This window comes from Limnohabitans sp. B9-3 (genome assembly GCF_002778325.1).
Classification (GTDB): Bacteria; Pseudomonadota; Gammaproteobacteria; order Burkholderiales; family Burkholderiaceae_C; genus Limnohabitans; species Limnohabitans kasalickyi.
In genome coordinates this window covers 16687-29384 of sequence record NZ_NESI01000010.1, presented here as the reverse complement: position 1 = coordinate 29384, position 12698 = coordinate 16687, and the positions used below count along the sequence as shown (strand labels likewise).

The window sequence follows — 12698 nt, the reverse complement described above, 5'->3', positions numbered from 1 at the left end:
GTATCTCAGAGATTACTTGACGGTGCCCTTGGGCAACACTTGCACCACAGCGCTGCGCTGCAATTGCACTTCCACGCCAGCAGAAACTTCCAAGCTGAGGGTGTTGTCACCCAGCTTGGTGACTTTGCCGAGCAGACCGCCTGCAGTGGCGATTTCGTCGCCTTTAGCGAGCGCATCGATCATGGCTTTGTGCTCTTTTTGACGCTTCATCTGAGGACGAATCATCACGAAGTACAACACCACGAACATCAACACCAAAGGCAACATGCCGGTGAGAGAAGACATCATGTCGCCACCGGCAGCAGCGGCAGGGGCGGTTTGGGCAAAAGCAGAAGAAATCAACACGATCGAACTCCAATAAGTAGGACTCCCGCCAAGGTGCAAAACGCCTCAGCGAGTCAATCGCGGATTGTATGCGGCGAGGGTGTGACGGGGATTAACCCTGCCATGCGGCCATCAAACCAGACCACTTGCCTCGCACTGCCGCCAAATGACGGGCTTTGACGTGGCCAAAGCCCTTGATTTGCTCAGGGATTCGGGCAATGTCCAGCGCCAGCGCATGGTTGTCCGCGTTCAGCTTAGCGAGCACTTGGGTGATGCTGTCTTGGTACTCAACGATCAAAGCGCGCTCGGTGCGGCGCTCTTCGGTCTTGCCAAACACATCCAACGCGGTGCCACGCAAGCCTTTGAGGTGCTTGAGCAGTTTGAAGCCGGTCAACATCAAGGGACCAAACTTCTGTTTTTGCAACTCGCCTTTCGCATTGGTTTTGGCAATCAAGGGCGGCGCCAAGTGGTAGTTCACTTTGAAATCACCCTCGAACATGCCGTTGATTTTTTGCAAAAACGCAGTGTCGGTGTGCAAACGGGCCACTTCGTACTCATCTTTGTAGGCCATGAGCTTGAACAAGTTGCGGGCTACGGCTTCGGTCAAACTGGTTTTTTGCAAGGGGGCTTCAGCCGCACGCACACGGTCCACCACCGCACGGTAACGCTGTGCGTAAGTCGCGTCTTGGTAGTCAGTGAGGAAGGCCACGCGTTGGTCAACGATGGCATCCACGCTAGGACGGGCATGGAACTGCACCACCTGCGCTGGGTTTTGCGCAGCGTCCATCAAGGCATTCACGCCAACGAGGTTGTGTGCGCAATGGCGCCCCCACGTGAAGGCCGCCTTGTTTTGTTCCACCGCCACGTTGTTGAGTTCAATGGCGCGCATCAGCGCCTCCAGCCCAAGAGGCACCCAGCCCTTTTGCCAGGCGTAACCTAACAACATGGGGTTGATGAAAATGCTGTCGCCCAACGACTGCAAGGAAACGCGGTTGGCGTCAAACGCGCTCACACCATCGACGCCCACCGTGTGGACAATGTCGGCCAAGCACTGGTCGGCGGGGTTTTGCCAATCGGTATTTTTGACAAACGCAGCGGTGGGTGTGCTGTGCGCGTTCAAGGCCACATGGGTGCGACCAGCAAGCATGCGTTGCAACGTTTCTTTGCCCGCCGAGACAATGGGGTCGCAGCCGATGATCAAGTCGGCCGCAGCCATGCTGACCCGCGTGGTGCGGATGGTCTCTTGGTCATCCGCAATCAAGACGTGGCTCCAGGTGGCGCCGCCTTTTTGCGCCAAACCTGCGGAGTCTTGCGTGACGATGCCCTTGCCTTCAATGTGCGCGGCCATGCCCAACAACTGGCCGATGGTGATGACGCCCGTGCCACCCACACCAGCCACCACCATGCCCCACGCGTGCTTGGTGCTGGGCAACGTGGGCTCGGGCAATGCCCCATCGGGCATGGCGATTTTGGAGACGCCCTTGGCCTTCTTTTTCAGCTGCCCGCCTTCGACGGTGACAAAGCTGGGGCAAAAACCTTTGAGACAACTGGTGTCTTTGTTGCAGGTGCTTTGGTTGATGGTGCGCTTGCGACCGAAGTCGGTTTCTAAAGGCTCCACGCTCAAGCAATTACTTTGCACGCCGCAGTCGCCACAGCCTTCGCACACGAGTTCGTTGATCAGCACGCGTACGGCGGGGTCCACCATGGTGCCGCGTTTGCGACGGCGGCGTTTTTCGGTGGCGCAGGTTTGGTCATAAATGATGACCGTGCAGCCTTTGATTTCGCGCATCTCGCGTTGAATGCGGTCCAGCTCATCGCGGTGGAACACGGACACACCACTCACCAAGTCAGAACCTTCGTATTTTTCGGGCTCATCCGTCACGATGGCAATGCGCTGCGCACCTTCGGCTTTCATGCTCTGCGCGATTTGCAAGGTGTTGTGCCCTTCCGGGCGCTCGCCCACGGGCTGCCCGCCAGTCATGGCAACGGCGTCGTTGTACAAAATTTTGTAGGTGATGTTCACCCCTGCCGCCACACTTTGGCGGATAGCCAAAATGCCGCTGTGGAAATAGGTGCCGTCACCGATGTTGGCAAAAATGTGCGCGTCGTTCACAAACGGCTGCTGACCCACCCACGGGGTGCCTTCGCCGCCCATTTGGGTGAAGCCCGCCGTGCTGCGGTCCATCCAAAGCGACATGAAATGGCAGCCAATGCCGGCCATGGCTCGCGAACCCTCGGGCACTTTGGTGCTGGTGTTGTGGGGGCAACCCGAGCAGAACCAGGGCTGGCGGTCGGCCTTGACCTCCACCGTGGTCATCGCCTGTTCTTTGGCCGTGATGATGGCCAACTGCGCATTGATACGGGCGGTGGTGTCAGCATCCACACCGAGCTTGAGCACGCGCTGCGCAATCGCCTTGGCAATCAACGACGGGTTCAAGTCGGCATTGGCGCGCAACAAGGTGTTGTCTTTGGGGTTGGGCATGGACCACTCGCCACCGCCCTCGCTGGTTTCGTTGAACTTACCCAGCACCACCGGACGCACATCGGCGCGCCAGTTGTACAGCTCTTCTTTGAGCTGGTATTCGATCACTGGGCGCTTCTCTTCAACCACCAAAATTTCTTGCAAGCCCGTGGCGAACGCACGCGTGAGCTGCGCCTCCAGCGGCCACACCACCGCCACTTTGTGCAGGCGAATGCCGATGCGGCGGCAGGTGTCGTCGTCTAGCCCCAAATCGAGCAAAGCTTGGCGTGTGTCGTTGTAGGCCTTGCCGCTGGCAATCAGGCCCAGGCGATCATTCTGGCCCTCAATCACGTTGTAATTCAGGCGGTTGGCACGCACATAGGCCAAAGCGGCGTACCACTTGTAATCAAACAAACGCGCCTCTTGGCTGAGTGCGTCGTCGGGCCAACGAATGTGAATACCGCCTGCGGGCATCTCAAACTCAGGAATCACGATGTTGACGCGTTCAGGGTCGATCACCGCGGTGGCGCTGGACTCCACAATTTCTTGGATGGTCTTCATGCCCGCCCAAACGCCCGAAAAACGACTCATGGCGATGCCGTGCAAACCCAAATCCAAAACGTCTTGCACGCTGCTAGGAAAAAACACCGGTGTACCACAGGCTTTGAAAATGTGGTCGCTTTGATGTGCGGCGGTAGAACTCTTGGCAATGTGGTCGTCCCCAGCCACGGCCAACACGCCACCCCAAGGGGTTGTGCCCGCCATGTTGGCGTGTTTGAACACATCGGAGCATCGGTCCACGCCGGGGCCTTTGCCGTACCAAATGCCGAACACGCCATCAAATTTGTTGCTGCCGGGAGGCGCAAAACCCAACTGCTGCGTGCCCCACAAGGCTGTGGCGGCCAACTCTTCGTTCACACCGGGTTGGAACACGATGTGCTGAGCTTTCAAATAATCTTTGGCTTTCCACAAGGCTTGGTCGTAGCCACCCAGAGGCGAGCCACGGTAGCCGCTGATGAAGCCTGCGGTGTTTTTGCCTTGCAGTGCATCGCGTTGGCGCTGCAGCATGGGCAGCTTGACCAAGGCCTGCACACCACTCATGAAAGCTCGACCCGCATCGAGGCTGTATTTGTCGTCCAGCGTCACGGTTTCGAGGGCGCGGCGAATGTGCTCGGGCAAAGGGGCGTTCATGCGTGTCTCCGGTTGGTCGTCGTCCTACAAAGTGTAGGCCTAGGCACACAGCAAGGCGTTACCTTGGTGACACGGGCTCAGTGCACTTGGCGCGCCTCAGGCGGCGCAAGGGCCAACGCTGGTGCGTCGTCAAACCCCACACCCCAGCCGGCGCGTTCTTGTAACTTATTCAGTAACGTCATCATGATTTGCAGCACGTGCGGTGGCAACTTCAAGTTCACGCTGTTTTTGGTAATCAGCTGCAACTCAATCGCGGTTTGCCCGTCGTCTTGCGGGTTGATCACCAAGCCAATCACCAACAAAGGCGCCTCGCCCAAAGGTTTTTGCGTTGCGGGTTTGTAAGCGTCGTTGAAGTTGGCCTGCGCCGCCGCCGATTGTTGTTGGAACGATTGCACGGCCTGCGCCACTTGAGGCTCGTGCGTTTTCTCGAGCGCCTTCACTGTCACCTGTTGGCTACCTTGAATCAAGCCACGCACCATCATGCGGGTCAGCCAAAAGCTGAACTCTTCGCCCGTGCTGGTGTTGAAGCGAAACAAAACGCGGTCTTCTTGAGAAATCCACTCGCCATTGAACTGTTGAATTGACATCGTTTTACCTCGGCCACAACACCCACAGGCGCAGCGGTTGTTTCATGCGGCCCGCAAAATCCCCCGCCTCGGGGCCGGTGCCTGCAAAGTAATCAGCCCGCACAGCGCCGACGATGGCACTGCCCGTGTCTTGCGCGAACACCAAGCGTTGCAAATTCGCGCTAGGTCCGCTCGTGCTCATCCAGACAGGCGTGCCGTACGGGATGGAATCTTTGTCAACGGCAATCGAGCGGCCTGGCGTCAATGGCACGCCTTGGGCGCCACGAGGTCCCAAACTGGCCTGGGCCCCTGTGCGCGTTTCTTCGCGAAAAAACACATACCGCGGGTTGCTCCAAAACATCTCTTGCACCAAAGCAGGGTTGGTTTGTTGCGTCGCCACGATCCAAGCTTTGATGCCTGGCCAAGACGCATCGCGGATCAAACCTCGGTCCAACAGCCAGCGGCCGACACTTTGGTAGGGCCATTCGTTCGCACCCGCAAACGCCAAACGCACCACACGCACGCTGCCGTCGGGGTTGGTAAACCGCATGCGGCCCGAGCCTTGAATATGCAGCACCAGCGCATCCACAGGATCGGCCAGCCAAGCCACTTCGCGGCCGCGCAAGGCATCACGCGCTGGGGGGTGCGTGTCAATCTCTTGGCGGCTGAACCATGGACGACCGCTGCGACGCGCCTCGCCCAATGCTTCGGGCGGTGCGTACAAAGGCACGTCAAACCCGGGGCGCTGCGTGGGTGATGCATCAAACAGCGGTTCGTAATAACTGGTGAGCAGGCCATCCGCAGCGCCCGTGTCGGCCGCCTCGACGCGGTATGGCTGCAACTGGCTCATCATCCAGACGCGGCGCTCATCCACGCTGCCTAAGGAGAGTTGACGCACGTTTTGGCACAACGGTGCAAACAAAGGGCCGGGGCGTTCGCAGTTTTGCAGCCAAGCATGCCACGCATCTTGCAGATCGTCGTTTTGCCAACCGGGCACCTCGCCCCACGACACGGGCACCCAACGGCTGCGGTATGCGGCGCGCGGATTGGGCGTGCCCGGCATGCCTGCCAAGGTACCTGTGGCACGTGGCAAGTCCGGCACAACATTCGCGCTGGGCACAGGTTCCACACGCGGCGCGGGGCGCGTGTATTCCTCCACCGGCACGCGATGACCCGAGCCTGTGCTGCAAGCCACCAAGCTTCCTACAATCAAGGCCCCCACCACATGCCACAGGATTTTTTTCATGTACTTGATTTTGCTTGAAGCGCTGGGCGCGGGTTGCATCTTGGTGCTGATCGTGTGGTGGACCATGTTCTCAGGCCGCAGCGACACCGAGGCCCAGCACCAAGCCGCACTGGACCAAGCCGCCAAAGATAGCGCCAAAGACACCACCCCACCGGGCAGGACAGACCACAAGCCGTGAGGCGCTCCGGCGCACAGGGTTCACGTCAATCTCCGCGGAGCAAATTGGCCAACTCCACCGCAGACTTGACCGCCATCTTGTCAAACACGCGGGCACGGTGCACCTCCACCGTGCGCACACTGATGTCGAGCTGATCGGCGATCAATTTGTTGGGCAAACCCTCCACCACCAAGCGCATCACGTCGCGCTCGCGCTCGGTCAAATCGGCCAAATTTTGTTGCAAATGGGTGCGGTCGTGGTGCTGTTGCAACGTGCGCTGCGATCGCTCCAACGCTTGCTCTATCCGATCGACCAAAGCGTTGTCTGAAAACGGCTTTTCATAAAAATCAAACGCGCCACGCTTGACCGAATCAACAGCCGTCGGCACATCGGCGTGACCGGTCAAAAAGATCACAGGCAAAACCTCCAGCAACTGGCGCTCAATCAATTGCTCAAACAGGGCCAGGCCGCTCATGCCCGGCATGCGCACGTCCAGCAGCAAGCAACCGGGTTGTGCGGGTCGCCAAGCTCGGTCAGCTGGCTCGTTTAAAAACGCCGCAAACGCATCGGCGCTTTCAAACGATTGGCTGGGCAAGCGTCGTGAACGCAACAGCCAAGCCAGGGCTTCACGCACACCCGCGTCGTCGTCGACAATAAAAACCAAGGCATCTTCGGTGGGTTGCATGCGCGATAACTCCGTTCAAGATTGCGGCAAGGTGAAGCTGAACACCGTACCGCGAGGCTGATTCGCGCAGTGACTCAAAAAGCCACCGTGCTGCTCCACCACGGTGCGACACAGGCTCAGGCCCAAGCCCATGCCTTCAGCTTTGGTGGTAAAGAAAGGGGTAAAAAGTTTTTCGGCCACAGCCTCAGGAATGCCAGAGCCCACATCGGACACCGCAAACTCCAGCCAACGACTCACCGCATTCGAAGCCGCGGGTCGCACCGACAACGTCAACACTTTGAGTGGCGTGTCGTCACCCATGGCCTGCATGGCATTACGCGATAAATTCAAAAGCACTTGCTCGACCATGGTGCGGTCGCACAACACAGCGGGCAACTCTAGGGCGCAGCGCACGTCCACGCGCACCCCCAATTTGCGCGCTTGCAAAATCACCAAAGGCATCACAGCATCAAGCAAAGCACGCGGGTTCACGGCCTCACGCGCTTGGTCACGACGGCGCACAAAGTCGTGCACGCTCTTGATGACCTTGCCCGCACGTTCAGCCTGTTGGCCAATGCGCTGAATCGCACTGCCTAAAGAATCGGCCAATTGCGGGTCATGAAGCGCGGCGTCTTGCAACAAGTTCAGGCTGCCGGTGGCGTAACTCGAAATGGCTGCCAAGGGTTGGTTCAACTCATGGCTCAACAGCGACGCCATTTCACCCACGGTCGCCAAACGCGCCGTGGCCTGCAGGCGCTCTTGACTGGCCCGCGACACCTCTTCGACGCGGCGCTGTTCGCTGACGTCCAACACCGCACTCATCCAGCCCGTTTGATGGCCGGTGGCATTGATGAGCGGCGCCTCAAAAATGAGCACGGCAAAACGCTCACCGTTTTTGCGCATGAAGACCGACTCCACCCCCTCGCGCGTCGGCGCATTGCCCGCCAAGCGCAGGGCTTGGCGCTTGCCATATTCGTCCACCATTTCGGGCGGCCAATAGGGCGCAGGAATGCCATGGCCCATCAGCTCTTTGGTGTCAAAGCCCACCATCTCGCAAAACGCAGGGTTGACATAAGTGATGCGCCCTTGGCTGTCACGCGCTCGCAAACCGGTGACCAAAGAATCTTCCATGGCCTTGCGAAACGCCAAGGCGTCCGCCAAATCCAACTCCACTCGCTGGCGACGGCGCATGTCGCGCGCCAGCATGATCAGCACCGTGACCAGCGCAATCGCCATTGCCGTGACCAGCGCCGTCAAGACATTGGGAAATAGGTCGGGCGCCGCGCGCCAACTGTCCATGCGCAGCACCATCGCGTGGCCCGGAATATCCAGCAACTGCTTGGCCGTGAAAATGCGCGAGCCACGACGCGGTGTGCCGTGCATCGCCAAGCGCGTGCCATCGGCCTCAATGAATGACACCTCTTGGCTGCGTGTGAGCGACGAGCCCACCATGTTCACCAACACCTCTTGCAAGCTGTAGCTGGCCACGGTGTAGCCGGTGAGCTGCCCATCGGTGATAACGGGCAAGCACAAATCCATGATTTCCAAACCCAGACCATTGGACAAAGGGACGTAGTTGCTGGAGCCATACCCGGGCCCACTTTGACGGCGCGCGACACCACAGGCTTGCACGATCTCGGGCTGGCGAGCCGGACGCCCCATGCGTGCAAACACGGGCGCGCGAAACGGCGTGTCGACCGCGGCGAGCAGATTCAAATCGGCATCGCGCCACTCCAAGCGCACCCATTCACGGTGTTCACGCAACAAGGCTGCTGCGTCTTGGCTCCAAGGCACAGCGCTGCGGTCGGCAAATTGCAGGGCTTGCAGACTTTGCGCGTTGCGGGTGAGAGCGTTGCGAATATCGCCTACAGCTTCGGCGGCATCACGCTCGATGCGGCTTTGCACTTGGCTCATCTCGTAGCGCCCCGCCAGCCAGACCAAGGTGCTGAGCATGGACAAAACGAGCAGCACCAGCAGCACCCACAGCACCCATCGACGCAGCAAAGTTCCCGCACGAAACGGCATCAGTCCACCTTGGTCACGCGAGGGTTGGCCCATGTGCCATCAATGCGAAATTCGCTGGTGGCGGCTCGCACCAAGGGTCGACTCAGCAGCAACTGCGCCAAGTAGCTGGTCAGGCCAATCACGGGATTGATGGTGGCCATGTACAGCGACGCTGTGCCCGCATTGATTTCGGGCACCACCACCACCTTGAGGTCCTGGGTTTCACGCGCCAAGTCGGCACGACCTTCCAGCAAGGCGCCCGCCACCACCCCCTTCATTTGCAGGTTGTTGGTGAAGGCCACGCCTTGTTCAATGCGCACGTCGCCACGCACGAAGTCAAACGAAAAACCTTCGCTGAAAACATCGCTGAAATCGAGCGTCAAACGACGCGGTAGGGCTTGCAAATTCAACACACCCAACAAACGCGCCGCGCCAGGGTCGGTTTTCAAGAATTGGCCTTTTTCAATGTTCAGATTGAGCTTGCCCGCCATGCTGGGGTAGTCCAAGGTGATGGGCGAGCCCTGCCACGCCACTTGACCTTCTAAGCGGCCATGGCCGTTGCGGATGGCGTCTGGCGTACCCAGGCGGGTCAACAGCTCACCGCTGTTGCGGACATCGAGCTGCCAATTGAGCTTCGTGCGTTGCAAGCGTGGGCCATCGGACGTCCAGTTGCCATTGGCGCTGAAGGTGGCCTCGGGCACGATGAGGTTGAGTTTGTTCAAGTGCCACTCACGGGCCGCGTTGGCACCCACGCGATTGACGGCTTCAATTTCTAAACGGCCTAGTTTTTTGCCGCGCAGGGTGAGCTCGTTCACCACAATGTCCAACGCCGGAATGCTGCTGGGCTCTTCGGTCAACAGGTTCTCCACCTCGGGCACCAAGCTGGGCGGAATGTTGAGGTAGGCCAAGCGGGCGAACAACTGGGCTGGCGTGTTGCCGTTGGCGGGACGCACCTCAGCCGAACCATTCAACTCATCCGCGCTGAGGTTGACGCGCCACACCTCACCGACACGCGTGCCGCCCACCAACACACGGTGAATGGCACGCTCCGCCACCTTGAGTTGGTCTGCGCGCATCACCAGCACTTGGGGCACATAGTCTTGCGCCTCGTCCGAGGCTGCAGCCTCTTGACCCACCACAGCCGTCTTGTCAGACTTGGCTGAAGCATTGACCAAAGGCAGGCCTGTGAATTGGCTCAGGGCTTGGTTCCAGGCGTCTAAATCGACAAACGGCAATTGCAAATTCAATCCAACGCCGCTGTCGCGCGGCGTCAGGTTATCCACCACCTCGGGACCGACGGCAATGCCCCCGCGCAAGACGCGTGTGCGTGCACCGCTCAGGTCACGCACATACGCCAGCGCCAGCACACGCCCCACGCTGACTTTGATTTGGTCTTGCAACACGCGGCTTTTGGGGGCCAAGGATTCACGCGTCAGCTGCATCTCCACACGCAAGGGCAAGGTCGATACGGCAGCCTTGGCCATGGGCGCGGGCAAATTCAAAGCCATACCGCGCAAATCGCTGTTGATCAACAACTCAGGTTGGCCGCGACGCAACCCCACAGTGGCGGTGTACGAGGAGGCCCCCGAGGCCCGCTGCGCCAAACGCGAAGCAAACCCCAGCTCACGCGCCTGGCGCAAGCCCTCGGCGGTGAGGTTGCCGTTGATTCTGAGTTGCAAAGGCGATTCACCCGCAGCGGCCTCAAATGACAAGCCGCCATCAATTTGTGCCTCACCCCCCAAAGCTCGGGTGCGCAAGTTTTTAAGACTGAGGCCGCGCTCGTTGAACTGCAGCATGCCGCGCGTACGGCTGAGTACCGGAATGCCCGGCATGACCTGCAACTCGTTGTCGGCAAACGTGACGCTGCCCTGCACCTTGGTTTTGTTCGGTGCGTCCAGGGGCACGCTCAAACTGAGTTTGTAATCCGCATCGCCGCTGGCTTGGCTTTGGTCCAAGACTTGGTCGGTCAACTCGTTCAAAGCCGATTGCGACACCATGGCCAACACCTCTGGCAAGGGCCCGCGCGCTTCCCCCAACACGCTGACCACCGCCTTGTCGAGGTTGGGAATGTGCGCCTCCACCTTGCGCCACATCACTTTGGGCGCCCCCGTCAGTTGGGTGTTGCCTTTGAAATGCAAGGCACTGCGCTCGAACACCAGCTCGCCATTGAGCGCGGTCAAACTCGGCCATTGCTGCAAGGCAGGGGTACCGAGCTTGGCAGGCACATAGGCATATTGGCCTTGGGCGATTTGTGCGGAAATGCGGAACTCACCCAGCTTGGGGTTGTTAAACGGCATGTCATCCAAGTTGCCACGCACACGCAGTTTGACGTTGCTGGCAACGCCTGCTTTCACCGCCTCCTGCACATAGCCACGCACGGAGGCAGACAAGGTGTTGGGCAAATAGCGATAAACCTGAGCCACTTGGACGCGGCTGAAGTTGGCCGTGAGATCAAGTACACCCGGCAAGCGTGCAGGGCCTACGCCTGTTTTCCAGCTGCCACTGAAGTCACCTGACAAATCAGGGTTGCTCACACGGCCTTGGGCGACATTGACCTGCATTTGGTCGCCATTGAGGTCCCACCCCAGTTGCGCCGACGCGTCTTGCAGCACGATGCGTGGCTCATCCAATCCGAGAGGCAGGGTCAAACTGCCATCTTGGATATTGAGCTTGGCTTTGCCACCGCGCTGCGTCAGATCAAACTCAAGCTGCGCCCCCTGCACACCCGGCAAAGTGGCCAGTGGGCTGTCGGCCACGGTGTCGCGTTGGAGTGAGAACTGCTGCACGGTCCCACGCGCCGTGTAGGCCAGTTCAGGGTCGCCTTTGGGTGGGGTCGTGTGTTGCCAAGTGGCGCTGAGTTGGTTCACTTGACCTTTCGGCTGAACCCGGGCCAGCAGAGCGCGTGCCGTGTCGGGCAAAGGAAGGCGCTGGCTGATTTGCACCAAAGCAGCCAAATCGAGACGGTCAGCACTGAGTGTGCCGGCTGAGACGTCGTTGGTTTTCCATTTGGCACGCAACACGCCGCCGGGCCAATGCGCGCCGTCTTGGGTGTCAAACACCAAATCTTCACTGCTCAGGCTGACCTCATCGGCTTGCCAATTGACCGCCAAACGGCCCTGGACATGACGCAAGTCCAGGGGCTGGAGGTTGGCGCCCAAGCTGGCCTTCACCTCGTCCAACGCCATGTCTGCACTGAGGCCAATGAGTTGGCCGTAGGCCACATCGGCCCACAGCCGCAACGCGCCACGGCCTTCTTGCAGCGACCGATCGGGCTCCATGGCCAGCCATTGCCGCAGGGTAGACAGGTCCAAATGCGGCGCATCGGCAAACAGCTCGCCGCGCCATTGCGCGATGTCGCCCGCCCGCTGCCAAGGTGATTGCTTGAACTTGCCGCGCAAAGAAAAGCGCTGTCCCAACTCAGCGGGAGGCGTGGCATCCAAACGCACGTCGTGGTGCAGCCAGTGGTTTTGGATGACCAAGGCCACATCGGACATGACCAACTCAGGCGCTTGTTCGCCAAAGCGCAACTCGTCACGCCAACGCACCACACCGTTGCGTATCAAAAACTCGGGTTGAGAGAAGAACCAATCGGCACCACGGCCGTCACCTGCAGAAGCCCCCGTGTCAATGCCGGCCACCCAAACATGGCCCACGCTGTCACGACGGATGTCAAGTTCAGGGCGGTCGATGGTGAGTTGCTCAAACTGACCCCGCACCAGCGATCGCGGTGAGAGGGCCACCTGCACACGCGACAACGTCAAAGCTTCATGGCCTTGGGCATCGAACACTTGTAAGTCGTGAATGTCAAACAAAGGCACCCACCAACCCCCTTCAGCCGTGATGCGGCCAATCTTCACCGGCATGCCCACAGCCCGCGAGGCTTGGGTTTGCAGCATCTCTCGGTAATCGCCGATGCGCGGCACAATGAACATGTTCAAGGTGCTCCACGCCAAGATCATGACCAGCCACACGGTGCCCACCGCCCACAAGGCCGCATAAACCGCACGCGACCAACGCGAAGGTTTGGCCAGTGGCGCAAGGGGTGGAGCTGACAGATCTGACAATTTATTCATGGTGCTTACAAC

The 12698-nt window shown here is 59.5% G+C and carries 8 protein-coding genes; 1 reads left to right on the top strand and 7 read right to left on the bottom strand.

Annotation, left to right across the window (positions count from 1 at the left end; translation table 11 throughout):
- Window positions 1-12: 12 nt before the first annotated feature.
- The 4 genes from yajC to B9Z42_RS14205 all read right to left on the bottom strand — a co-directional run bounded on the left by yajC (window position 13) and on the right by B9Z42_RS14205 (window position 5854).
- Window positions 13-345, bottom strand: coding sequence for a preprotein translocase subunit YajC (gene yajC, locus B9Z42_RS14220; protein ID WP_100134077.1), 333 nt, complete (start codon window positions 343-345; stop codon window positions 13-15).
- A gap of 91 nt (window positions 346-436) precedes the next feature.
- A complete protein-coding gene (locus tag B9Z42_RS14215) occupies window positions 437-3976 on the bottom strand; it encodes an indolepyruvate ferredoxin oxidoreductase family protein (RefSeq protein ID WP_100134076.1) in 3540 nt (1179 codons plus the stop codon).
- Between the two features lie 77 nt (window positions 3977-4053).
- Window positions 4054-4563 carry a hypothetical protein gene (locus tag B9Z42_RS14210; protein WP_100134075.1) on the bottom strand — a complete coding sequence of 170 codons (510 nt, stop codon included), beginning with the start codon at window positions 4561-4563 and terminating at the stop codon, window positions 4054-4056.
- Window positions 4564-4567: 4 nt separating this feature from the next.
- Window positions 4568-5854 carry a murein transglycosylase A gene (locus tag B9Z42_RS14205; RefSeq protein WP_100134074.1) on the bottom strand — a complete coding sequence of 429 codons (1287 nt, stop codon included), beginning with the start codon at window positions 5852-5854 and terminating at the stop codon, window positions 4568-4570.
- On the opposite strand from B9Z42_RS14205, the gene B9Z42_RS16380 reads away from it, so the two are divergent.
- Window positions 5787-5966 (top strand): hypothetical protein, encoded by a 180-nt coding sequence (locus B9Z42_RS16380; RefSeq protein ID WP_199172096.1) that lies wholly within the window; start codon window positions 5787-5789, stop codon window positions 5964-5966. The two genes, B9Z42_RS14205 and B9Z42_RS16380, sit on opposite strands and share 68 nt — an antisense overlap.
- A gap of 25 nt (window positions 5967-5991) precedes the next feature.
- On the opposite strand, the gene B9Z42_RS14200 is transcribed toward B9Z42_RS16380, so the two are convergent.
- From B9Z42_RS14200 to B9Z42_RS14190, 3 genes are read right to left on the bottom strand one after another with little or no spacing between them, the layout of a single operon-like run.
- Window positions 5992-6630 carry a response regulator transcription factor gene (locus tag B9Z42_RS14200; RefSeq protein WP_100134073.1) on the bottom strand — a complete coding sequence of 213 codons (639 nt, stop codon included), beginning with the start codon at window positions 6628-6630 and terminating at the stop codon, window positions 5992-5994.
- A 15-nt stretch (window positions 6631-6645) separates the two neighbouring features.
- A complete protein-coding gene (locus tag B9Z42_RS14195) occupies window positions 6646-8667 on the bottom strand; it encodes a nitrogen regulation protein NR(II) (RefSeq protein ID WP_100134072.1) in 2022 nt (673 codons plus the stop codon).
- Window positions 8634-12686, bottom strand: a complete 4053-nt coding sequence (locus B9Z42_RS14190; RefSeq protein WP_158235970.1) for a YhdP family protein — start codon at window positions 12684-12686, stop codon at window positions 8634-8636. The genes B9Z42_RS14195 and B9Z42_RS14190 overlap by 34 nt, the downstream gene beginning before the upstream one ends.
- Window positions 12687-12698: the final 12 nt, after the last annotated feature.